The organism is Microbacterium flavescens (genome assembly GCF_018588945.1).
Lineage (GTDB): Bacteria > Actinomycetota > Actinomycetes > Actinomycetales > Microbacteriaceae > Microbacterium > Microbacterium flavescens.
This window is the reverse complement of the sequence record NZ_JAFIWA010000002.1, coordinates 629,929-651,032: the sequence shown is the minus strand read 5'-3', so window position 1 is coordinate 651,032 and position 21,104 is coordinate 629,929. Positions and strand designations below refer to the sequence as shown.

General features: G+C 70.0%; 24 protein-coding genes. 14 read left to right on the top strand and 10 right to left on the bottom strand.

The annotated features are described in order from the left end of the window. Positions 1–45 precede the first annotated feature (45 nt). From JX005_RS06715 to JX005_RS06695, 5 genes are all read left to right on the top strand, one after another. Positions 46–1,311 (top strand): ABC transporter substrate-binding protein, encoded by a 1,266-nt coding sequence (locus JX005_RS06715; RefSeq protein WP_214466626.1) that lies wholly within the window; start codon positions 46–48, stop codon positions 1,309–1,311. Positions 1,312–1,334: 23 nt separating this feature from the next. Then, positions 1,335–2,267, top strand: a complete 933-nt coding sequence (locus JX005_RS06710; RefSeq protein WP_214466625.1) for a carbohydrate ABC transporter permease — start codon at positions 1,335–1,337, stop codon at positions 2,265–2,267. Positions 2,268–2,362: 95 nt separating this feature from the next. Next, a complete protein-coding gene (locus JX005_RS06705; RefSeq protein ID WP_246533680.1) occupies positions 2,363–3,184 on the top strand; it encodes a carbohydrate ABC transporter permease in 822 nt (273 codons plus the stop codon). 56 nt (positions 3,185–3,240) lie between these two features. Then, complete coding sequence (locus JX005_RS06700; protein WP_372447322.1) at positions 3,241–4,935, top strand: glycoside hydrolase family 13 protein; 1,695 nt, start codon at positions 3,241–3,243, stop codon at positions 4,933–4,935. Positions 4,936–5,038: 103 nt separating this feature from the next. After that, a complete protein-coding gene (locus JX005_RS06695) occupies positions 5,039–5,389 on the top strand; it encodes a LysR family transcriptional regulator (protein ID WP_214466622.1) in 351 nt (116 codons plus the stop codon). Between the two features lie 9 nt (positions 5,390–5,398). Here JX005_RS06695 and JX005_RS06690 read toward each other — a convergent pair whose 3' ends face one another. Genes JX005_RS06690 through JX005_RS06675 form a run of 4 tightly spaced genes read right to left on the bottom strand, consistent with a single transcriptional unit; the run spans position 5,399 to position 8,541 of the window. Next, entirely contained in the window at positions 5,399–5,965 is a 567-nt protein-coding gene (locus JX005_RS06690) for an alpha/beta fold hydrolase (protein ID WP_214466621.1), read from the bottom strand. Positions 5,966–5,997: 32 nt separating this feature from the next. After that, on the bottom strand, positions 5,998–7,071 hold the full coding sequence (ychF, locus tag JX005_RS06685) for a redox-regulated ATPase YchF (RefSeq protein ID WP_214466620.1): 1,074 nt from the start codon (positions 7,069–7,071) through the stop codon (positions 5,998–6,000). A gap of 11 nt (positions 7,072–7,082) precedes the next feature. Then, positions 7,083–7,721 carry a dihydrofolate reductase family protein gene (locus JX005_RS06680; protein ID WP_214466619.1) on the bottom strand — a complete coding sequence of 213 codons (639 nt, stop codon included), beginning with the start codon at positions 7,719–7,721 and terminating at the stop codon, positions 7,083–7,085. A gap of 52 nt (positions 7,722–7,773) precedes the next feature. Beyond that, positions 7,774–8,541, bottom strand: a complete 768-nt coding sequence (locus JX005_RS06675) for a class I SAM-dependent methyltransferase (protein WP_214466618.1) — start codon at positions 8,539–8,541, stop codon at positions 7,774–7,776. Positions 8,542–8,623: 82 nt separating this feature from the next. Between JX005_RS06675 and JX005_RS06670 the strand changes: the two genes are divergently transcribed. Continuing rightward, positions 8,624–9,226 carry a 3'-5' exonuclease gene (locus tag JX005_RS06670; RefSeq protein ID WP_214466617.1) on the top strand — a complete coding sequence of 201 codons (603 nt, stop codon included), beginning with the start codon at positions 8,624–8,626 and terminating at the stop codon, positions 9,224–9,226. Positions 9,227–9,283: 57 nt separating this feature from the next. Continuing rightward, complete coding sequence (locus JX005_RS06665) at positions 9,284–10,612, top strand: DNA recombination protein RmuC (protein WP_214466616.1); 1,329 nt, start codon at positions 9,284–9,286, stop codon at positions 10,610–10,612. A gap of 6 nt (positions 10,613–10,618) precedes the next feature. Here JX005_RS06665 and JX005_RS06660 read toward each other — a convergent pair whose 3' ends face one another. Further along, positions 10,619–10,840, bottom strand: coding sequence for a UDP-N-acetylmuramyl pentapeptide phosphotransferase (locus JX005_RS06660; RefSeq protein ID WP_214466615.1), 222 nt, complete (start codon positions 10,838–10,840; stop codon positions 10,619–10,621). 134 nt (positions 10,841–10,974) lie between these two features. Next, complete coding sequence (gene glpX / locus JX005_RS06655) at positions 10,975–11,964, bottom strand: class II fructose-bisphosphatase (protein ID WP_214466614.1); 990 nt, start codon at positions 11,962–11,964, stop codon at positions 10,975–10,977. A gap of 187 nt (positions 11,965–12,151) precedes the next feature. On the opposite strand from glpX, the gene fbaA reads away from it, so the two are divergent. Beyond that, positions 12,152–13,183: a class II fructose-bisphosphate aldolase gene (fbaA, locus tag JX005_RS06650; protein ID WP_214466613.1), complete on the top strand. Its 1,032-nt coding sequence runs from the start codon at positions 12,152–12,154 to the stop codon at positions 13,181–13,183. A 69-nt stretch (positions 13,184–13,252) separates the two neighbouring features. Here the strand turns inward: fbaA and JX005_RS06645 are convergent, their stop codons facing one another. Then, entirely contained in the window at positions 13,253–13,975 is a 723-nt protein-coding gene (locus tag JX005_RS06645; RefSeq protein ID WP_214466612.1) for an anti-sigma factor family protein, read from the bottom strand. Next, positions 13,972–14,478, bottom strand: coding sequence for a sigma-70 family RNA polymerase sigma factor (locus JX005_RS06640; protein WP_214466611.1), 507 nt, complete (start codon positions 14,476–14,478; stop codon positions 13,972–13,974). The genes JX005_RS06645 and JX005_RS06640 overlap by 4 nt, the downstream gene beginning before the upstream one ends. 81 nt (positions 14,479–14,559) lie before the next feature. Between JX005_RS06640 and JX005_RS06635 the strand changes: the two genes are divergently transcribed. Then, positions 14,560–15,063 (top strand): DUF2231 domain-containing protein, encoded by a 504-nt coding sequence (locus JX005_RS06635; protein WP_246533569.1) that lies wholly within the window; start codon positions 14,560–14,562, stop codon positions 15,061–15,063. A 6-nt stretch (positions 15,064–15,069) separates the two neighbouring features. On the opposite strand, the gene JX005_RS06630 is transcribed toward JX005_RS06635, so the two are convergent. Continuing rightward, complete coding sequence (locus tag JX005_RS06630) at positions 15,070–15,648, bottom strand: DUF6264 family protein (RefSeq protein ID WP_307858516.1); 579 nt, start codon at positions 15,646–15,648, stop codon at positions 15,070–15,072. Further along, the gene (locus JX005_RS06625; RefSeq protein WP_214466701.1) at positions 15,645–16,685 is read right to left on the bottom strand and encodes a 4-hydroxy-3-methylbut-2-enyl diphosphate reductase; all 1,041 of its coding nucleotides are present in this window, start codon (positions 16,683–16,685) and stop codon (positions 15,645–15,647) included. The genes JX005_RS06630 and JX005_RS06625 overlap by 4 nt, the downstream gene beginning before the upstream one ends. Positions 16,686–16,790: 105 nt before the next feature. Here JX005_RS06625 and xseA point away from each other — a divergent pair, with 105 nt between their 5' ends. The 5 genes from xseA to JX005_RS06600 are packed head-to-tail and all read left to right on the top strand — an operon-like array spanning position 16,791 to position 21,080. After that, on the top strand, positions 16,791–18,116 hold the full coding sequence (gene xseA, locus JX005_RS06620; RefSeq protein ID WP_214466610.1) for an exodeoxyribonuclease VII large subunit: 1,326 nt from the start codon (positions 16,791–16,793) through the stop codon (positions 18,114–18,116). Positions 18,117–18,125: 9 nt separating this feature from the next. Then, entirely contained in the window at positions 18,126–18,368 is a 243-nt protein-coding gene (locus tag JX005_RS06615) for an exodeoxyribonuclease VII small subunit (protein ID WP_214466609.1), read from the top strand. Continuing rightward, the gene (locus JX005_RS06610; RefSeq protein ID WP_246533568.1) at positions 18,365–19,003 is read left to right on the top strand and encodes a DUF4245 family protein; all 639 of its coding nucleotides are present in this window, start codon (positions 18,365–18,367) and stop codon (positions 19,001–19,003) included. The genes JX005_RS06615 and JX005_RS06610 overlap by 4 nt, the downstream gene beginning before the upstream one ends. Before the next feature lie 35 nt (positions 19,004–19,038). Continuing rightward, positions 19,039–19,653: a carbonic anhydrase gene (locus JX005_RS06605; RefSeq protein ID WP_214466699.1), complete on the top strand. Its 615-nt coding sequence runs from the start codon at positions 19,039–19,041 to the stop codon at positions 19,651–19,653. Between the two features lie 32 nt (positions 19,654–19,685). Next, complete coding sequence (locus JX005_RS06600; protein ID WP_214466608.1) at positions 19,686–21,080, top strand: class II fumarate hydratase; 1,395 nt, start codon at positions 19,686–19,688, stop codon at positions 21,078–21,080. Positions 21,081–21,104 lie beyond the last annotated feature (24 nt).

Genomic DNA, 21,104 nt, shown 5'->3' with positions numbered 1-21,104 from the left:
TCGGTGTCTAAATTTAATCACCGGAACAACGAAAGGGACAGCGTCGTGCCCGTGTCATCCGTTCTCCGTCGGTCCGCCGCAGCGGCCGTGACGCTCGCTGTGGCGGGTTCCGCGCTCGTCGGCTGCGCCGGCGCAGCGTCCGGTCCTGCAGAGGTGAGGTTCCATCTCAGCAAGCCCGAGGCGATCCCCTACTTCCGCGATCTCATCAAGGAGTACAACGCCGGCCAGGACGAGACGGTCGTGGTCTTCGACACCTCGTCGAACCTGCAGGCCGGGTTCCTCCGCGGCGATCCGCCCGACCTCGGCCTGCTCAACTACAACATGGAGATGGCGCGGTTCATGGAGCGCGGCGCCCTCAGCGACTTGAGTGACATGCCGGAAGCCGAGCGCATCCTCCCCGAGGTGCAGGATCTCGTCGACCAGTACGCGACCTACCCGGGACGCACGAGCGTCCTGCCCTACTCGGTGATGGCGGCATCCGTCATCTACAACAAGCGCATCTTCGAGGAGCAGGGTCTCGAGGTGCCGACGACGTGGGACGAGCTCATCGAGGTCTGCGAGGCGCTGAAGACCGCCGGGATCACCCCGATCTACGGCACCTTCAAGGATCCGTGGACCGTCGGGCAGGGCTGGTTCGACTATGCCGTCGGGGGCCAGGTCGATGTGGCCGACTTCTACGAGCAGCTGAACGAGCTGGGCACCGAGGTCGGGCCGGACTCCCCCGTGTCATTCGAGAAGACGCTCGCCGCGCCGGTCGAGCAGATGACCGAGCTGGTCGACGATTACACGAACGAGGATGCCGCGAGCCGCGCCTACGGCGACGGCAACCTCGCCTTCGCCAAGGAGGAGGCGGCGATGTACCTCCAGGGACCATGGGCGTTCGGCGAGATCGACAAGACCAACCCGGACCTCGACCTCGGCACCTTCCCGCTGCCTATGACGGACGATCCCGACGACCTGAAGGTGCGGGTGAACATCGACCTCGCCGCGTGGATCCCCGAGGCATCCGACCAGAAGGAGGGCGCACGCGACTTCCTGAGCTATCTGTTCCAGAAGGACGTGATGGACGAGTACAACGCGGCCTTCCTCGGCTACGGCACCACGACCGACTCCGCTCCCGTCACCGACGAGCGGATTCTCGGCATGAAGGAGTACTACGACACCGCGAAGTTCTACCAAGGAGCCTCGAAGGCGATCCCGCTGACCATTCCCACCGACAACTACATGCAAGGCATCGTGACCGGAGCCGACGTCGAGAGAACGCTGCGCACGCTCGACGCCGACTGGGCCCGGCTGGCGCTGCGCCAATAGCGCGAGACGAAGGGAACGCAATCATGGCAACGACCACCGTGGCCGTCACGGAGCCGCAGACCGGGAGCCCGACGCCAGCCGAACCGGCGCCGCAGAGACGCCGCAAGGTGGACGGCATCTACTACGCCTTCCTCCTGCCCGCGCTCATCCTGTTCACGCTCGCGATCACCATCCCCGCGATCATCGGCATCTTCTTCAGCTTCACCAACTCCATCGGGTTCGGCGACTGGGAGTTCATCGGCTTCGTCAACTACCTCGCGGTGTTCACCGATCCGGCGATCCTGCAGAGCTACCTGTTCACGTTCTGGTTCGCGTTCGTCACGGTGATCGTGGTCAACGTGCTGGCCTTCCTGCTCGCCGTCGGACTCGTCTCGCGGATTCGCCTGAAGACCGGCCTGCGCACGATCTTCGTCATCCCGATGGTGATCTCCGGCATCATCATCGCCTACGTCTTCAACTTCCTGTTCTCCAACTCCGTCCCCGCACTCGGGCAGGCCTGGGGCATCGGATGGATGAGCGAGAGCATCCTGGCCAACCCCGACCTGGCATGGGTCGCCATCGTGATCGTCACCGCGTGGCAGGCCATCCCGGGAACCCTGCTCATCTACATCGCCGGCCTCCTCGCGATCCCCGGAGACGTCTATGAGGCAGCCGCGATCGACGGCGCCGGCAAGGCGCAGCAGCTCTGGCGCATCACGCTTCCGCTCGTCGCCGGATACGTCGTGATCAACGTCATCATCGGCTTCAAGGACTTCCTCAACGCCTACGACATCATCGTCGGCCTCACCAACGGCGGACCGGGAACGGCGACCCGAAGCATCGCGATGACGATCTTCACGGGCTTCTCCGGCGGCGACTACGCCTACCAGATGGCCAACGCGACGCTCTTCTTCCTGATCGCCATCTCGCTCTCGCTCCTCCAACTCCGTCTCACTCGCGGAAGGAACGTGTTCTGATGACCACGCAGCCCGCCCTCGCCGTCGAGGACATGACCGCCGAGCGCGTGCTCGACGGCGACGCGCCCCGCAAGCCCGCCCGCTCGCGCTTCGCGATGGAGCGCGTCAACTGGCCCGGCACCATCGTTCTCGCGCTCTGCGCGATCACGGTCCTGATCCCGCTCTACGTCACGGTGACGATGGCGTTCAAGACGCAGGGTCAGGCCGTCGACGGCAACGCGTTCTCGCTGCCGGCGCCGTGGAGCATCGACGGATTCGTCACGGCGTGGGAGCTGACCAACTTCCCCCGCGCCTTCATGATCTCGCTGTTCATCACGGTCTTCACCGTCGCCGGCACGATCCTCCTGGCGTCGCTGGCGTCGTTCGCGATCTCGCGCAACTGGGACCGCAAGCTCTTCCGCTACTCGTTCTACTACCTGCTCGCGGCGATGTTCCTGCCGTTCCCGGTGGTGGCCCTCCCACAGATCCAGCTGACGGGTCTCGCCGGGCTCGACAACCCGATCGGCGTCGTCATCCTGAAGATCATGTTCCAGCTGAGCTTCAGCATCCTGCTCTTCACCGCCTTCCTCCGCTCCATCCCCGCCGAACTGGAGGAGAGCGCGCGCATCGACGGCGCGTCGACCTGGCAGACGTTCTGGCAGCTCATCTTCCCGCTGCTCGCACCCATGAGCGCCACGGTCGGCATCTTCGCCTTCCTGGCCTCGTGGAACGACTTCATGATGCCGTCGCTCATCATCTCCGACCCGGCGTCGCAGACGCTGCCGGTCGTCCAGAACATCTTCCAGACCCAGTTCAGCAACAACTACAACGTGTCGTTCGCCTCGTACCTCATGGCCATGGCGCCCGCGATCGTCGTCTACCTCTTCACCCAGCGATGGGTCGTGGAAGGCGTCACCCAGGGCGCCGTCAAGGGCTGAGGTCGCGGCATCCGCTCCCCTACCGAACAGAAGCACACCGAAAGGAAACCCGCCCCGTGACGGCAGCCGCTCACATCGCACCCTGGAGTTCGAACCCGAACGACGCCCAGCTGCCCCCCTGGTGGCGGCAGGCCGCCGTCTATCAGGTGTATCCGCGGAGCTTCGCCGATGCCGACGGCGACGGCATGGGCGACATCCGGGGCATCACCTCGCGCGTGCCGTACCTGAAGGAGCTCGGCGTCGACGCGGTCTGGCTCAGCCCGTTCTACCCGTCGGCGCTCGCCGACGGCGGGTACGACGTCGCCGACTACCGCAACGTCGACCCGCGCCTGGGGACCCTCGACGACTTCGACGAGATGCTCGCCGCCCTTCACGGCGTGGGGATCAAGGTGGTCGTGGACATCGTTCCCAACCACACGTCCGACCAGCATGCGTGGTTCCAGGAGGCTCTGTCGGCCGGACCCGGCTCGCCGGCCCGCGCGCGGTACATCTTCCGCGACGGCTCCGGACCCGACGGCTCCGAGCCGCCGGCCGACTGGGTGTCGGTGTTCGGCGGGTCTGCGTGGCAGCGCGTGCCCGACGGGCAGTGGTACTTCCACAACTTCGCCGTCGAGCAGCCCGACCTGGACTGGTCCAACCCCGAGGTGCGCGCCGACTTCGTCAAGACCCTGCGGTTCTGGTCGGACCGCGGCGTGGACGGCTTCCGCATCGATGTCGCCCACATGCTCACCAAGGACTTCGTCGACCCGCTCCCCTCGCAGGCCGAGCTCGACGCGATGCCCCGCGACGGCAACCACCCCATGATCGACCGCGACGACGTGCACGAGGTGTACGCGGAGTGGCGGGCGGTGTTCGACTCGTACGACCCGCCGCGCACCGCGGTCGCCGAGGCGTGGGTCGAGCCCTCCCGGATCCCGCTCTACGCCCGCGCGGAGAGCCTGGGGCAGGCGTTCAACTTCGACCTGCTCGAAGCGGACTTCGACGCCGCGCAGTTCCGCCGCATCGTCGGCGACAACCTCGCGCTGGCCGCGGAGTCGGGCTCGTCGACGACCTGGGTGCTGTCGAACCACGACGTGGTCCGTCACGCCACCCGCTACGGCCTTCCCGACGCCGAGCGCGACGCCGCGGGACGGCCGCTGCGCAAGCACGGCAACGAGTGGCTGCTGTCGGGCGGCACGCAGCCGCCCCTCGACACGGAACGGGGCCGACGCCGTGCCCGCGCCGCGACGCTCTTCGTCCTGGCGCTGCCCGGCTCGGCGTACATCTACCAGGGCGAGGAGCTCGGGCTGCACGAGGTCGCGGCGATCCCCGATGCCGATCGCCAGGACCCGACCTTCTTCCGCAGCCCCGGTGAAGACATCGGACGGGACGGATGCCGGGTCCCGTTGCCCTGGTCGGCGGACGGGCCGTCCTTCGGCTTCGGCGACGACCACTCCCACCTGCCGCAGCCGCCGTGGTTCGCCGACTACGCGGTCTCGGTGCAGCAGGGCGACTCCGCGTCGACGCTCTCGCTGTACCGCGCGGCGCTCGCGATGCGCCGTCTGCTGCAGACCGGCGAGTCCCTCACCTGGATCGACACCGACCGCTCCGACGTGCTCGCGTTCCGCCGTCCGAACGGCTGGACGGTGTTCACCAACTTCGGGACCGAGCCGTTCGAGCTCCCTGAGGGCCCGCCGATCTCCCTGTCGAGCCTGCACCGCGACGAGCGCGTCCTCGCCGGTGAGACGACGGTCTGGATCGCCGGGGCGTAGAGCGACGGATGCCGCGGCCTGCGCGGCCGCGGCATCCGATCTCCTCCCACCCCGAGGCTGCCGGTAGCCTGGGCCGGGCGGTAAGGCAATCCGGAAGGCTCACGTGAACATCACTCTGCTCCAGCGGTTCGTGGCCGTCGTCGATGCGGGAGCCCACGTCCCGCGTGCCGCGGAGGAACTGGGGATCCCGCTCGCGTCGCTCCACTCGTCGATCGACAAGCTCGAGGACGAGGTCGGGCATCCGCTCTTCACCCGCAGCAAGTCGGGGTGGACCCTGACGCCGGCGGGAACGCTCCTGCTCGACGAGGCGAGGAGCCGGATCGCCGCCGCGCCCGCTCCGGCCGCGAAGCCGAAGGCACCGGCAGGCGGCAAGGCGAAGGCGTCCAAGGGAAAAGGCCGCGCACCCGCGGTGAAGGGCCAGCCGAAGCCCTACAAGAAGCGCCAGGGGCGCTGAGACCCGACGTCAGTCCCAGTCGAGGTACTCCTCGATGATGACGGCGGTCTCGATGGGCTTCGTCGACGGGAAGAAGTGGCCCTCGCCCTCGAGCGTCTTCACGCTCGCGCGCTCCGGAGCAGTCGACTGCAGCCGCTCGCCGATCTCCGGGACGGTGACCTCGTCGGCCGAGCCCTGCACGATCAGGACCGGGATCACCGGCGCGAGCGGGATGTCCTCGTCCTCGACGCCGAGCAGGAGCAGGCCGTTCGCGCGCTCGTGATGTGCCGCCACCGCCGCACGCGCGACCGTGCCGCCGAAGCCGTGGCCGCCGATCCAGGAGTGATCGAGCCCCAGGTGGTCCATGACGGCGATGACGTCCTCGGCGTGGTCGGCGGCCGCGAGCTGACCGCTCGAGCCTGCGCGGTAGCCGATCCGCACGACGTGGAAGCCGGCCTCCTCCGCGAGGTAGTGGCCCACGACGCCGAGCGCGTCCTGGCCGCGCTCCGGGATCAGCACGAGCTTGACCGGACCGTCGCCCTCGTCGACGAACGGGATCGCGCGGCCCTCGGGCTCGAAGAGCTGGATGTCGGTCATGTCCTGAGTCCTCTCAGATCTGGGGCGGGCGGTCAGACGTTGAAGCGGAACTCGACGACGTCGCCGTCCTGCATCACGTAGTCCTTGCCCTCGAGACGCGCCTTGCCCTTCGCGCGTGCCTCGATGACCGAGCCGGTCGCGACGAGGTCGTCGAACGAGATGACCTCGGCTTTGATGAAGCCCTTCTCGAAATCGGTGTGGATCACGCCGGCCGCCTGCGGAGCCTTCCAGCCCTTGCCGATCGTCCAGGCGCGCGCCTCCTTGGGGCCTGCTGTGAGGTACGTCTGCAGTCCGAGCGTGTCGAAGCCGATGCGCGCGAGCTGGTCGAGACCCGACTCGTCCTGCCCCGTCGAGGCCAGCAGCTCGGCGGCGTCCGCGGGATCGAGATCGATGAGCTCGGACTCGATCTTCGCGTCGAGGAAGACCGCCTTGGCCGGCGCGACGAGTGAACCGAGCGCCTCGCGCCGGGCGGCATCCGTCAGCACCGCCTCGTCGACGTTGAAGACGAAGATGAACGGCTTCGCGGTCAGGAGGCCCAGCTCCCGGATCGGCGACAGATCGATGCCGGACGCCGACAGCAGCTCGCCGCGCTGGAGCGCCTCGCGCGCCTCGACGGCGGCCGCGAGCACGGAGGGGTCGAGCTTCCTGCCCTTGACCTCCTTCTCGTACCGCGTGATCGCCTTCTCGAGCGTCTCGAGGTCGGCGAGCTGCAGCTCGGCGTTGATCGTCTCCATGTCGTTCTTCGGGTCGACGGTGCCCTCGACGTGCACCACGTCGTCGTCGGCGAAGCCGCGCACGACCTGTGCGATCGCGTCGGCCTCGCGGATGTTCGCGAGGAACTTGTTGCCGAGCCCCTCCCCCTCCGACGCGCCGCGGACGATGCCCGCGATGTCGACGAACGACACGGCGGCGGGCAGGATGCGCTCGCTGTGGAAGATCTCGGCGAGCTTCTCGAGGCGCGGATCGGGCAGGTTCACGACCCCGATGTTCGGCTCGATCGTCGCGAACGGGTAGTTCGCCGCGAGAACCTGATTCTTGGTCAGGGCGTTGAAGAGGGTGGACTTGCCGACGTTGGGCAGTCCGACGATTCCGATGGTGAGAGCCACGGGAGTTCAGTCTACGTGCGACGGGATGCCTCGACCGGCGCCGCCCCATCCACACGCCAGCGCATCAGCACGTTCCCCGACGACTCCCACGAGTGCGTGCCCAGCAGCTTGAGCGCCACGGGCGGCCGCGCGTCGAACAGCGGCACACCCGACCCCGCGATGAGAGGGAAGGTCACCAGATGCAGCTCGTCCACGAGTCCCGCGTGCATCAGGTCGTTCCACAGCACCCGTCCGAGCAGGATCAGGATGCCTCCGCCGTCGCCTTCCTTCAGCGACCGGATCGCGTCCCGAGACTCGTTCACCCGCACGATCCGCACGTTGTCGTAGGGCGCGACGTCCGCCTCGGTGATCGTGTCGGACACCACCAGCTTCTCCGCGCCGAGGATCAGCTCGGCGAACTCGCGGCGGATGGCCGAGGCATCCGGATTCCCCCTCACACCCGTCCAGTAGCCGAGGTTGCCCAGGGCCGACCGTCGTCCTGACAGCACGAGCGTGTCCGAGTCGCGCAGCAGGCCGGTCGTGTAGTGGTCGAACGAGTCGGCGCCGGCGTAGTCAGGGTGCTGGTGCTCGAAGAACGAGACGATGTCGTGGTCGTCGTCCTCGTACCTGCCGTCGACGGTGACGAAGTTGCAGACGGTCAGCATGCGCATGGCGTCACGCTAGCCGGGTCGGCCGGTTTCCGGTACGCCGACGGGCCGCGCCTCATGCCGCGACGCCGCGGATGCCTCGGAACGCCTCGGTGCGGTACGGAACGTCGACGACCTCGGCGCCCGACTCCGTCGCCCGGCTCGCGGAGTCGAAGAGGGCGCCGACATCGCGGAGGATGCGCTCCCGCTCGTCAGCCGGCGCCGTGATGACGTAGCTGCGCGACGCGACCATGTCGAGCAGGACCTCCCGGCCCATCGCGCGGGTCCACGTCCAGGTGCGGTTCTCGAGCCGGCCGAAGGGCTCCCCCACGACCGGACCGCCGGCGGCGATCAGCTGCTCCGCGCTCGAGGCGTGCATGATCGCCGTCAGGCCGCGCACGAACGGGTCGGACTCGTCGCGGACGTTCCAGATCAGCCCGAGCACACCGCCCGACCTCAGCACCCGGCCGCACTCGGCGGCGGCGAGGGGCGGATCCACCCAGTGCCACGCCTGGCCGAGCAGCAGAGCGTCGACCGAGGCGTCGGGCAGCGGCATCCGCTCTGCCGTTCCCACGAAAGTGGGCACGCCGTGGACGTTCTCGCGCAGCGACGCGAGCATGCCGGGATCGGGATCGATGGCGACGACGTCGGCCCCCGTCTCGACGATCGTGCGGGTGAGCTTGCCGGTGCCCGCGCCGACGTCGGCGACGCGCAGCGCGCGACCCTCGGCGTGGACCGGCGCGAGCAGCCACTCGACGGCCTCGCGCGGGTAGTCGGGCCTCCCCGACTCGTAGGCGCTTGCGGCGGCGCCGAACGACCGGGACATCTCATCGCGACTGGCCATGCTCCGAGCCTAGGACGCTCGATGCGGGTTGCGCGCGGCGCGCCTGGCCGCCGCCCCGCCGGTCGCGGGTGAGTCTGTGGGCGTGGCACTGGACTTCACCGCGATCGACTTCGAGACGGCGAATCCGAGCAATGCCTCCGCCTGCGCGGTCGGACTCGTGAAGGTGCGCGGCGGCGAGGTCGTGGCGCAGACGGGATGGCTCATCCAGCCACCCGCAGGCCACGACCGGTTCTTCGAGCTGAACACCCGCATCCACGGGATCACGGCTGAAGACGTCATCGGAGCGCCGACCTGGGCCGGGCAGCTCGCCGCGATGGACGCGTTCATCGGCGGAGACGTGCTCGTGGCCCACAACGCCGGCTTCGACATGGCCGTCATCAAGCGCGCATGCGAGGCGACCGGCGACGACTGCCCTCCGTACCGCTACGCGTGCAGCCTGCAGGTCGCCCGCAAGGTCTACCGGCTCGAGTCGTACCGGCTCCCCTTCGTCGCCGCCGAGGCCGGCTTCGCCGAGTTCGCGCACCACAACGCCACCGCCGACGCCCTGGCGTGCGCGCACGTCATGATCGACGCGGCGCGCCGCCTCGCCGCCGACGACATCGATCTGCTCACCGAGTACTGCGGAGTGCGCGTGTCGCAGATCGCCGTGGCCGAGGCGCCCGCGGTCACGTTCGCGGTCGCCTAGGAGCCTCCTGCGGCCCGGCGCCGCGGCGATGTCAGGGGTCTCGGGCACCCTGGGCACATGGACGCACTCCTCGTCTCGATGATCGCCGTGGCGACTCTGCTCGTCGGCGCGCTCGCAGGCTTCACCGCCGGGCTCGCGCGCGGCGCCGCCCGCGCCGCGCGCGAGCAGGCCGACCTGCGCACCCGCCTCGCGGCCGCCGAGGCCACGCGCCAGGGCGTGCAGGCGCAGCTCGAGCACCAGCAGCTGCTGTACCGCGAGCTCTCCGCACAGGCGCGGCACGATCAGGCCTCGCGCGAGGAGCGCGAGCGCCGCGAGCAGACCGTGCTGCGGGCGCTCGCACCCGTGCAGGAGACGCTCACGGCGATGCAGTCGAAGGTGGGCGAGCTCGAGCGCGACCGCCACACGCAGTTCGGCACGCTCGCCGAGCAGCTGCGCCGCGCCCATGAGTCCGACGAAGCGCTGCGCGCGACGACCGAATCGCTCGCGAGCGCTCTGCGATCGGGCGCGACCCGTGGCGTCTGGGGCGAGACCCAGCTGCGCCGCGTCGTCGAGGCGGCGGGTCTCACGCGCTACGTCGACTTCGATCTGCAGGCATCGATCCGATCGGATGCCGGAGCCGGCCGCCCCGACATGGTCATCCGCCTCCCCGGCGAGAAGGCGATCGCGGTCGATGCGAAGGTCCCGCTCGACGCCTACCTCGAGGCGAGCGCGATCCCGTTCACGGCTCAGGGCGCCGAGGCCGCGCGCCGGCGCACTCTGCTCGACAAGCACGTCAAGGCGGTGCGTTCGCACGTCGACGCCCTGGCCAAGAAGGCGTACTGGGCGGGCCTGCCCTCGAGCCCCGAATTCGTGGTCTGCTTCGTGCCGAGCGAGTCGCTGCTCGCGGCGGCTCTCGAAGAGGATCCCTCGCTGCTCGACTACGCCTTCGGCAAGCGGGTGGCCCTCGCGTCCCCGGTGAACCTGTGGGCCGTGCTGAAGACCGTCGCGTTCACGTGGACTCAGCAGGATGTCTCCGCCGAGGCTCGCACGCTGTTCGATCTCGGCAACCAGCTGTACGAGCGGCTCGGCTCGCTCGCCGGGCACGCCGACGACCTCCGCAGGGCGATCGAGCGCACGGTCGACAGCTACAACCGCTTCGCGGGATCGCTCGAGACGCGCGTCCTCGTGAGTGCGCGCCGCTTCCCCGGGATCGACGAGACGAAGCTCGATGCGCTGGGCGTGCCCGCCACCATCGAGAAGGCGCCTCGCCGGCTCACGGCACCGGAACTGCTCGACGCCACGCTCGACCTCGAGCCGGGCGAACGCGACGCACCGGCCGAGGAGCCGCAGGCGGCGACGGCCGACCTGGGAGACCTGCGCGCACGGATCGCTCCGCCGCAGGACTGAGTCGGGTCAGGCTCCGCCGGGAACGAAGCTCAGCAGCGCGATGACCGCGGCCGAGACGCCGACGAAGGCGCCGACCATCCACCAGGCGCTGATCTCGTGGCCCTCGTCGCGACGGACGCGCAGCAGCACGTCGGGGCGTCGCGACGGATCGACCGTGTTGGCCACGGCGTTCGCGACGACGGCCTGCGCGCCGGTCTGCGGCGACGGACCACCCACCTGTCCGGACATCGAAGACTCCCTCGCATGGAAACACGAGTCGCTGTCGACCCGCCTTCGATTCTGCCAGAGTTGCGCCGCGAAGGCGTCACGATCCCGTCACAGCTGTCACATCCGTCACATCAGTCACACAGGCGGCGGGCAGGCTAGAGCCACTTCGAGACGAGGTGCTCCGACGTGATCCGGCGCAGCGTGCCCGACGCGCCGCGCAGCACGACGCTTTCGGTGAAGACGTAGCCGCCCTCCCGCCGGACGCCGTCGACGAGCTGGCCGTCAGTGACGCCGGTCGCGACGAAGATCGTGTTGCTGCCCTTCACGAGGTCGTCCGCCTCGTAGACGTGGCCGTCCAGCCGCAGTCCGGCGTCGATGCCCCGCTGCTTCTCGTCGTCGTCGCGCGGCCAGAGCCGACCTTGGATGTGCCCGCCCAGCGCCTTGATCGCGCAGGCCGTGACGATGCCCTCGGGGCTCCCGCCGATGCCGACGCACATGTCGGTGCGGGCATTGTGGCGCGCGGCGTTGATGCCGCCGGCGACGTCGCCGTCGCTCATGAGGCGTGTCCCGGCGCCCGCGGCGCGGATCTCCTCGATGAGCTGGTCGTGGCGGGGGCGGTGCAGCACCGAGACGACGATCTCGTCGACGGGCTTGTCCAGCGCCTTCGCGAGCAGACGGATGTTCTCGCCGATCGGGAGGCGGATGTCGACGACCCCCACGCCGGCCGGGCCCGTGACCAGCTTGTCCATGTAGAAGATGCTGGAAGCGTCGAGCATGGTCCCCTGGTCGGAGACGGCGATGACCGAGAGCGCGTTGTTGCGCCCGGCGGCGGTGAGCGACGTGCCGTCGATGGGGTCGACCGCGACGTCGGCCTTCGGCCCGCGGCCGTTGCCGACCCGTTCGCCGTTGTAGAGCATCGGCGCCTGGTCCTTCTCGCCCTCGCCGATGACGATGGTCCCGTCGAAGTTCACGGTGGTGAAGAACGCGCGCATGGCGTCGACCGCGGCGCCGTCGGCGTCCTCCTTGCGGCCGCGACCGATGTACGGCACCGCGCGGATGGCGGCCGCCTCGGTCGCGCGCACGAGTTCGAGCGCGAGGTTGCGATCGGGGTGGAGCGGGCTCATGTCAGCGGTCAGACTCACCATGGCCCCAGCGTAATCAGCGTGCACGCGCATTCCCCAGACTTTCGCGCGCTCGTCGCCGAAGGAATCGCGTTTCTTTCCCGCAGGGTCAGAACGCCCGGGAGCACCGGTCGGCCCGGGCCGCGGCATCCGCTTCTCCGGCTCTCGGCGCTAAAGTCGAGGGAAGCCCCCAAACGACCAAGGAGCACCCATGCCCGTCGCCACCCCGGAGCAGTACGCCGACATGCTGGACCGCGCGAAGGCCGGTGGCTTCGCGTATCCCGCCATCAACGTCGCCAGCTCGCAGTCGATCAACGCCGTGCTGCAGGGCCTCACCGAGGCCGGATCCGACGGCATCATCCAGGTCACGACCGGCGGCGCCGACTACTTCGCCGGCCACACGGTGAAGGCCCGCGCGGCCGGCGCGCTCGCCTTCGCGAAGTTCGCCACCGAGGTCGCCAAGGCCTACCCGATCACGGTGGCCCTGCACACCGACCACTGCCCGAAGCCGGCGCTGGCCGACTTCGTGCTTCCGCTCATCGAGGCCTCCGAGGAGGAGGTCAAGGCGGGCCGCAACCCGATCTTCCAGTCCCACATGTGGGACGGCTCGGCCGTGCCGCTCGACGAGAACATCGAGATCGCGCAGGACCTCCTCCCCCGCCTCAAGAACATCAACGCCATCCTCGAGGTCGAGATCGGCGTAGTCGGCGGCGAAGAGGACGGCGTGCAGCACGAGGGCTCCAACGAGGCGCTCTACACGACCGTCGCCGACGTCACCAAGGCCGTCGAGGCGCTCGGGCTCGGCGAGAACGGCCGCTACATCTCGGCCCTCACGTTCGGCAACGTGCACGGCGTCTACAAGCCGGGCAACGTCAAGCTCAAGCCCGAGCTGCTCGGCGAGATCCAGGAGGGCATCGCCGCCCGCTTCGGCACCGGGCCGAAGCCGCTCGACCTCGTCTTCCACGGCGGCAGCGGCTCGACCGACGCCGAGATCGCCGAGGCCGTCGCCAACGGCGTCGTCAAGATGAACATCGACACCGACACCCAGTACGCCTTCACGCGCTCGGTCGCCGGCTTCATGTTCCAGAACTACGACGGCGTGCTGAAGGTCGACGGCGAGGTGGGCAACAAGAAGGCCTACGACCCGCGCGCGTGGGGCAAGGTCGCCGAGTCGGCCATGGCCGCCCGTGTCGTCAGCGCCACGCAGCAGCTCGGATCGGCCGGGAAGAGCCTCGGGGCGTAACAAGACGAGCGGATGCCCCGGCTTTGCCTTGCTCAGCAGGGCGGGGCCGGGGCATCCGACGTTTCAGGCTCACTCCCCAGCGGCGTCGGGCGCGTCGAGCTCAGTGCGCATGAGCACCTTGCCCGATCGCAGCGAGCGGATCTCCACCGCTGCGATCTCGTCGGCGTCGAGCGCCGTCGAGGCGCTGAGCCGGGCGGTCGAACCCGGCAGGGCGCGCCACGTCGAAACCTCGCTCGTCGTGCCGTCGACGGCCGTCAGCACGAGCGAATACGGCCAGCCCTCGGCCGGAGCATCCTCGCCCGCGGGCTCGGTGTAGCGGCAGGTCATCTCGATCCGCGTCCCCCACGCGGCATCCGACAGCTCGACCGTCGCCGAGAGGGGCACCTCGGCCACCGGCTCGAGCGCGATCACCTGGATGCCGCGCAGAGCAGGCGCGATCGCCGTCGTCACGGCGAGCACCACCGCGACGAGGATCACGACCGCGGCGGCGAGACCGCCGGCCCACCAGCCGCGCCGGCGTCGCCGCGCCTCGCGGGTGCCGAGATCGATCAGTCGGGCGCGGGCCGAGGCATCCGGCCCCTCCTCTCCGGCCGGCGCAGCGAGCATCGACGTCGCACGATCCGGCGTCACGCGCGACAGCAGGCCGAGAGTCGGCGCGAGCTCGGCGAGCGCGGCACGGCAGGCGTCGCAGCCTTCGAGGTGCTCCTCGAAGAGCCGGCGATCGGAGGGGCTCAGCGCTCCGAGGACGTAGGCGGCGTCCCATTCCGCGAAGCGCGCGTGGTCGGAGCTCATCGCGTCACTCCCTTCTCCTGCAGCGCGAGACGCAGCGCGCGCAGGCCGTAGTGCAGGCGTGACTTGACGGTGCCCGGCGGGATCTCGAGCTCGTCGGCCATCTCGGCGACCGTCAGCCCGCCGTAGTATGCGCGGACGACGACCGCCCGATGATCGGCCGACAGGGCGGCGAGGGCCTCCTCGATGAGCATCACGTCGAACAGCGCGTCGGTGGCATCCGACGTCGCCCGCTCGGGCACCTCGGCGACGCCGATCTCGCGCCGGCGCCGCGCGCTGCGCACGTCGTCGACCACGAGGTGCCGTGCGACCGTGAACATCCACGACCGCGTCGAGGAGGGCTCCTGTTCGAGGATCCGCGGGGTGCGCCACGCCCGCAGGAGGGTCTCCTGCACCACGTCGTCGGCGCCGGACCGGTCACCGGTGAGGTGCACGACGTAGCGCCACACCGAGCCCGCGTGGGCGTCGTAGAGCGCGGCCAGTCGAGCAGCGTCGTCGTCCGGCATCCTCACCTCCCTCAGGAATCACGAGGTGTCGCCGTCGCAGGTTCACCGGCATCGCGCTCCGGCACCGCTATCGTCCCGAGTATGGACCTCCCTCGCCTCGATGTGACCATCGAGATCGCCGGCCTGCCGCTGCATCCGCTGATCGTGCACGCGGTCGTCGTGCTCACCCCTCTCACCGTGCTGGCGCTGCTGCTCGGAACGTTCTGGCCCGCAGCCCGACGGCGTCTGGGGGTCGTGACGCCGCTCGCGGCGCTGCTCTTGCTCGTCCTCGTGCCGATCACGACGGCGGCGGGCGAGTCCTTGGCCGACGTCATCGGAGAGACCGACGCGGTCGAGCACCACGAGGACCTCGGCGAGCTGCTGCTCCCGTGGATCGTCGGCCTCTTCGTCGTGGCGGGCGCTCAGTGGGCCTGGTACCGCTGGGGCAGGAGCCGCGCCGAGAAGAGGTCGTCGACCACCGCACGCGTCGTGACGATCGTGATCGGCGCGCTCGCCGTCGTCGTCGGGGCGGGAGCAGTCGTGCTCGTCGTCCTCATCGGCGACTCGGGTGCGCGCGCGGTGTGGGGTCCGATCGTCGGTTCGTGAGCCCGATCAGCGGATGCTGCCGACCATCGCATCCCACACGGCGGGGTCGTTCATCAGCGGAACGAGGACCAGCGTCGCTGCGGCGAACGTGAACACGACGCCACCGACGAGTGGGATCCACCACGACAGGCGCCCGCGCCGCATGTTGAGCCACGACAGGGCGGCGGTGAGCAGCCAGCCCACCGCGAGCACGAGTGCCGCGGCGATGCCCCACGGCCTTCCGGCGGCGGGATCGCTGAGTGTCGCGTCGATGCCGAGGAGGTCGAACATCCGCTGCGCGTAGGCGGCGAAGTCGACCATGGCCGGGAAGGTGTAGATCACGCTCACGAGCCCGTACGCGAGGAGCGCGAAGGTCACGATGCGGTCCACGGCGCGCGGGCGGGGTTTCGCGGTCGCCGAGGCGGGGGCGGGCTCCGGGGCGGCGACAGGAGCGGACTCGATCACGGGCGCCGGCTCGTACACCCGGCTGGCATCGGGCTGCCGGATGCGGGCGCGCTGCTCCTCGGGGGTGGCGTACTCGCCGAACTGCGGCCGCGGCCGCGGGTCGGGCGCGGGGGCGGGCAGGGTTCCGCCGGTGTCGGTCACGGGCGGCTCCGGCCGCCGAGTGCGCGGTCGTCGCGCTTGCCGGCGGCGTCGGTGCGAAGCTCCTTGGGCAGCGAGAACTGCAGGTCCTCTTCGGCGGTGCGCACCTCTTCGACGTCGCGGTACCCGGCGCCGGCGAGGTCTTCGAGCACCTGCTGCACGAGCACCTCGGGCACCGACGCTCCACTGGTGACCCCTACCGTCTCCACGCCCTCGAGCCACGCCTGCTCGACCTCGTCGGCGTAGTCGACCCGATACGCCGCCTTGGCGCCGTACTCGAGAGCGACCTCGACGAGGCGCACGCTGTTCGACGAGTTCGCCGAGCCGACGACGATCACGAGGTCGGCGTTCTTCGCGACCTTCTTGATCGCCACCTGGCGGTTCTGGGTGGCGTAGCAGATGTCGTCCGACGGCGGATCCTGCAGCTGCGGGAACCGCTCGCGCAGCCGCCGCACGGTCTCCATCGTCTCGTCGACGGAGAGCGTCGTCTGCGACAGCCACACCACCTTGGACGGGTCGCGCACCTCGATGGTCGCTGCCTCTTCGGGAGAGTTCACGATCGTGACGTGATCGGGCGCCTCGCCCGCCGTTCCCTCGACCTCCTCGTGCCCCTGGTGGCCGATCAGCAGGATCTCGAAGTCGTCGCGCGCGAAGCGCACGGCCTCGCGGTGCACCTTGGTGACGAGCGGGCACGTCGCGTCGATGGCGAGAAGACCGCGATCGGATGCCGCGTTGACGACGGCCGGCGACACCCCGTGCGCGCTGAACACGACGTGGGCGCCCTCGGGAACCTCGTCGACCTCTTCGACGAAGATCGCGCCCTTCGCCTCGAGCTCGGTCACGACATGGATGTTGTGGACGATCTGCTTGCGCACGTAGACCGGTGCGCCGAAGCGGTCGAGGGCTTTCTCGACCGCGATCACGGCACGGTCGACGCCGGCGCAGTAGCCGCGGGGCGAGGCCAGGAGCACCCGCTTCTGTCCTTGAACGGGGATATCCTGAAGGCGTTCGCGCCGCCGCGGGACGCGGGGAACGGGCATGCTCACAGGGGTTCTGCCCACGGTGCTGGTGCTCACCCCTCGATTCTACGGGCGGCCCCTGTGCGCGGGCCGAGGAGCGGCCCCGCCGGGGCACGAGAGGACCGTATGACGACCTTCCAGCCCGAGCCCGTCGCGGGCGAGGCGCCGCCGCCCGACTCGGTGCGCCCCAAGGACTCCTCGCCTCAGGCGCCGACCTCGGTGTCGCGGCTCAACGAGACGATCCGCGGCTTCATCCAGACCTGGGGCTCGGTGTGGGTCGAGGGTGAGATCACGTCGTGGAACCTGCGCGGCGGCAACGTCTTCGGCCGCCTGAAGGACAACTCGGCCGATGCGACGATCTCGTTCCGGATCTGGTCGTCCACCCGCGAGCGGCTGCCGGGCGACCTCAAGGTCGGCGACCACGTCGTCGTGTGCGTCAAGGCCGACTTCTTCGCCAAGTCCGGCGACTTCAGCTTCAGCGTCTCGGCGATGCGGCACGTCGGTCTCGGTGACCAGCTCGAGCGTCTCGAGCGTCTGCGCGCGCAGCTGCGGGCCGAGGGCCTCTTCGACCCGTCGCGGCGCAAGCCGCTCCCGTTCCTGCCGCAGACCATCGGCCTCATCACGGGCGAGAACTCGGATGCCGAGAAGGACGTCCACCGCAACGCCGAGCTGCGCTGGCCGCAGGTGAGGTTCCGCACGAAGTACGCCGCCTCCCAGGGTGAGCGGTGCGTGCCGGAGACGATCGCGGCGCTGAAGGCCCTCGACGCCGCCCCTGACGTCGACGTCATCATCATCGCGCGCGGCGGCGGCGACCCGCAGACCCTCCTCGGCTTCAGCGACGAGCGCCTGGTGCGCGCCGTGGCCGCGGCATCCACTCCCATCGTCAGCGCGATCGGCCACGAGAACGACCATCCGCTCCTCGATGACGTCGCCGACCTTCGCGCCTCGACGCCCACCGACGCGGCCAAGCGCGTGGTGCCGGACGTCGCCGAGCAGCGGGCGCTCGTCGCCCAGCTGCGCTCACGGCTCACCTCCCGCCTCACGCAGCGCGTGTCGCACGACATCGCGCAGCTCGACCAGCTCCGGTCCCGGCCCGCGCTCCGCTCCCCCGAGTCGATGATCGGCTCGCGCGCCCAGGAGGTCGAGTTGCTGGCGGCGCGCGGTCGCGACCGGATCGACCGCGCGCTCGAGTCGCACGCGCGCCGCACCGCCGAGCTGCGGGCCACACTGCGCGCCCTGTCGCCCGCATCGACGCTCGCCCGCGGGTACGCGATCGCCCACCTCGCCGACGGCGTCATCGTGCGCGATGCCGCCCAGGCGCCGGCATCGACGCCCGTGGTGGTGACGGTCGGTCGAGGGTCGTTCGCCGCCCGGTCCGACGGTGAGATCGCCGAGTCCACCGGTCCCCAGGCCGACGTCGCCGCCGCGGGCGACGCCGCCACGCCGAACTAGGATGGAAGCATGACCGAGTCGACCGGGGCACCGTCCGACGTCGCCTCCCTCTCCTTCGAGCAGGCCCGCGACGAACTCGTGCGCGTCGTCGCAGAACTCGAGCAGGGCGCGCCGACGCTCGAGCACTCACTGGCGCTCTGGGAGCGCGGCGAGGCGCTCGCCGCACGCTGCGACGAGTGGCTGCTCGGCGCCAAGCGCCGGCTCGACGCCGCCCGATCCTCGGCCGAATCCGCCTCTGCGGAGCGCGCATGATGGCGAAGTCCCCGCGGATCGTCGCCGAGCTCGGCCGCCCCGAGACCCCGGGCGAAGCGGCCGCCCGCAAGGCCGACTCCTCGCGCGTCCACCGCGAGAGCCAGAACACCCGCAACCTGATCGCGGCCCTCATCGTCACGATCGGCATCGTGGTCGTCATCATCCTCGCCGTCCCGCGCGGTACGCCGCCGCCACGCGAGCCCATCGACGTCGCGGCCGTGGCAGAGCGCGTGGGCGCCGCCGAAGGCCGCGCGGTGATCGCGCCCGACGCGCCCTCCGAGTGGCAGGTCAATGCCGCGTCGGTCGAGGGCGACAGCCCGCGCGCGTGGACCATCGTGTACGTCGACGAAACCTGGTTCGCGCGCGTCGCGCAGGGCTTCGACGCCGACCCGGGATGGCCGGCGCGTGTGCTCTCGGGCGCGAGCCCTGACGGCACGCTGACCGTCGACGGGATCACCTGGGACCGCTATGACATCGCCGACCCGTCGCGCGCCGGGAACATCACCGGAGCGCTGTCGACCCAGGCGGGAGCCGACACCATCCTGATCTACGGCAAGGCCGGCGAGGCGACGCTCGAAGAGGTCGCCGCGGTCGTCTCCCCCGAGGTCCGCGAACTGCAGGAGGAGACCGAGTGAGCGAGCATCCGTCGCCGAGCAAGGTGTGGCAGGAGATGCGCCGCGGAAACGCGCGCTTCGTGGCGGGCGAGCCCCGCCACCCGCGCCAGGACGTCGAGCGCCGGCACGACCTCGCTGCAGGGCAGCGGCCCCGCGCCGCGCTCTTCGGCTGCTCCGACTCGCGGCTCGCGGCCGAGATCATCTTCGACAAGGGGCTGGGCGACCTCTTCGTCGTCCGGAACGCCGGCCAGGTCATCTCGGACTCCGTGGTCGGCAGCCTCGAGTACGCCGTCGCCGTCCTCGAGGTGCCGCTCATCATCGTGCTCGGGCATGACGAGTGCGGCGCCGTGGGCGCGGCCATCGAGAGCACGCTGCCCGGAGCCCCGCCGCTCCCGCCGCACATCTGGCGCCAGATCGCCCCCATCGTGCCCGCGGTGCATCGCGTCGTGCGCGAGGGAACGGTCGACGGCGTCCCGCCCGCGAGGATCGATCCCGAGCACGTCGGCCGTGAGCACCTGCGCGACACGTGCGGCGAGCTGCTGCACTCGTCCGAGCTCATCAGCGACGCCGTCGCCGAGGGCCGCCTGGCCATCGTGGGCGCCAACTACCGACTCGCCGAAGGCACCGCCGTTCCCGACGTCCTCGTCGGCGAGCTCGGCGAAGAATCCTGACGCACACTCGCCACCAACGGAGGAACGACGAAGTGACCGACACCGAATACCGCATCGAGCACGACACCATGGGTGAGGTGCGCGTCCCCAAGGACGCGCTGTACGCCGCGCAGACCCAGCGCGCCGTCGAGAACTTCCCCATTTCGGGCGACCCGCTCGAGGCCGCTCAGATCGTGGCGCTCGCCCGCATCAAGAAGGCCGCTGCCCTCGCCAACAAAGAGCTGGGCACGCTCGACGGCGCCATCGCCGACGCCATCGCCCGAGCGGCCGACCGCATCATCGCCGGCGAGTACGCCGACCAGTTCCCGATCGACGTCTACCAGACCGGCAGCGGCACGTCGTCGAACATGAACATGAACGAGGTCCTCGCGACGCTTGCGACGCAGGACCTCGGCCAGACGGTGCACCCCAACGACCACGTCAACGCCTCGCAGTCGTCCAACGACGTCTTCCCCACCTCGGTGCACATCGCCGTCACCCAGGAGCTCATCGACGACCTCATCCCCGCGCTCGACCACCTCGCGGTCGCACTCGAGGCGAAGGCTGAGGCCTGGAAGTCGGTCGTGAAGTCCGGGCGCACGCACCTGATGGACGCGACGCCCGTCACGCTCGGCCAGGAATTCGGCGGCTACGCCCGCCAGCTGCGCCTCGGCATCGAGCGCGTGCAGTCGGTGCTCCCCCGCGTGGCCGAGGTCCCGCTCGGCGGCACCGCCGTCGGCACCGGCATCAACACCCCCCTCGGCTTCCCGCAGAAGGTCATCGAGCTCATCGTCGCCGACACCGAGCTGCCCATCACCGAGGCCAAGGACCACTTCGAGGCTCAGGCCAACCGCGACGGGCTTGTCGAGGCATCCGGCGCTCTCCGCACCATCGCCGTCTCGCTCACCAAGATCAACAACGACATCCGCTGGATGGGCTCCGGCCCCAACACCGGCCTCGGCGAGCTGCACATCCCCGACCTCCAGCCCGGCTCCTCGATCATGCCCGGCAAGGTCAACCCGGTCGTCCCCGAGGCGACGCTCATGGTGTGCGCGCGTGTGATCGGCAACGACGCGACCGTGGCATGGGCCGGGGCTTCGGGCTCGTTCGAGCTCAACGTCGCGATCCCCGTCATGGGCACGGCCGTGCTCGAGTCGATCAGCCTGCTGGCCAACGCGTCGCGCCTGCTCGCCGACAAGACCATCGACGGTCTCGAGGCGAATGTGGAGCGCGCTGCAGCCTACGCGGGCATGTCGCCCTCGATCGTGACGCCCCTCAACAAGCTCATCGGCTACGAGGCGGCTGCGAAGATCGCCAAGCACTCGGTGGCCAAGGGCATCACGGTTCGCGAGGCTGTGATCGACCTCGGCTACGTCGAGCGAGGCGAGCTCACGCTCGAGCAGCTCGACGAGAAGCTCCACCTCCTGTCGATGACGCACCCGGGCTGAGCGACGGTTCGTGCCGCTGGAGCC

Excerpts from the sequence above, each read along its gene's own strand:
- JX005_RS06625 (WP_214466701.1), bottom strand. The coding sequence starts at position 16,685 with ATGCCCGTTCCCCGCGTCCCGCGGCGGCGCGAACGCCTTCAGGATATC.
- JX005_RS06710 (WP_214466625.1), top strand. The coding sequence starts at position 1,335 with ATGGCAACGACCACCGTGGCCGTCACGGAGCCGCAGACCGGGAGCCCG.
- JX005_RS06605 (WP_214466699.1), top strand. The coding sequence starts at position 19,039 with ATGCGCCGCGGAAACGCGCGCTTCGTGGCGGGCGAGCCCCGCCACCCG.
- JX005_RS06645 (WP_214466612.1), bottom strand. The coding sequence starts at position 13,975 with ATGAGCTCCGACCACGCGCGCTTCGCGGAATGGGACGCCGCCTACGTC.
- JX005_RS06705 (WP_246533680.1), top strand. The coding sequence starts at position 2,363 with ATGGAGCGCGTCAACTGGCCCGGCACCATCGTTCTCGCGCTCTGCGCG.
- JX005_RS06610 (WP_246533568.1), top strand. The coding sequence starts at position 18,365 with ATGATGGCGAAGTCCCCGCGGATCGTCGCCGAGCTCGGCCGCCCCGAG.
- JX005_RS06635 (WP_246533569.1), top strand. The coding sequence starts at position 14,560 with ATGGACCTCCCTCGCCTCGATGTGACCATCGAGATCGCCGGCCTGCCG.
- JX005_RS06680 (WP_214466619.1), bottom strand. The coding sequence starts at position 7,721 with ATGCGCATGCTGACCGTCTGCAACTTCGTCACCGTCGACGGCAGGTAC.
- JX005_RS06660 (WP_214466615.1), bottom strand. The coding sequence starts at position 10,840 with ATGTCCGGACAGGTGGGTGGTCCGTCGCCGCAGACCGGCGCGCAGGCC.
- JX005_RS06665 (WP_214466616.1), top strand. The coding sequence starts at position 9,284 with ATGGACGCACTCCTCGTCTCGATGATCGCCGTGGCGACTCTGCTCGTC.
- glpX (WP_214466614.1), bottom strand. The coding sequence starts at position 11,964 with ATGGTGAGTCTGACCGCTGACATGAGCCCGCTCCACCCCGATCGCAAC.
- JX005_RS06675 (WP_214466618.1), bottom strand. The coding sequence starts at position 8,541 with ATGGCCAGTCGCGATGAGATGTCCCGGTCGTTCGGCGCCGCCGCAAGC.
- fbaA (WP_214466613.1), top strand. The coding sequence starts at position 12,152 with ATGCCCGTCGCCACCCCGGAGCAGTACGCCGACATGCTGGACCGCGCG.
- xseA (WP_214466610.1), top strand. The coding sequence starts at position 16,791 with ATGACGACCTTCCAGCCCGAGCCCGTCGCGGGCGAGGCGCCGCCGCCC.
- JX005_RS06690 (WP_214466621.1), bottom strand. The coding sequence starts at position 5,965 with ATGACCGACATCCAGCTCTTCGAGCCCGAGGGCCGCGCGATCCCGTTC.
- JX005_RS06640 (WP_214466611.1), bottom strand. The coding sequence starts at position 14,478 with ATGCCGGACGACGACGCTGCTCGACTGGCCGCGCTCTACGACGCCCAC.
- JX005_RS06615 (WP_214466609.1), top strand. The coding sequence starts at position 18,126 with ATGACCGAGTCGACCGGGGCACCGTCCGACGTCGCCTCCCTCTCCTTC.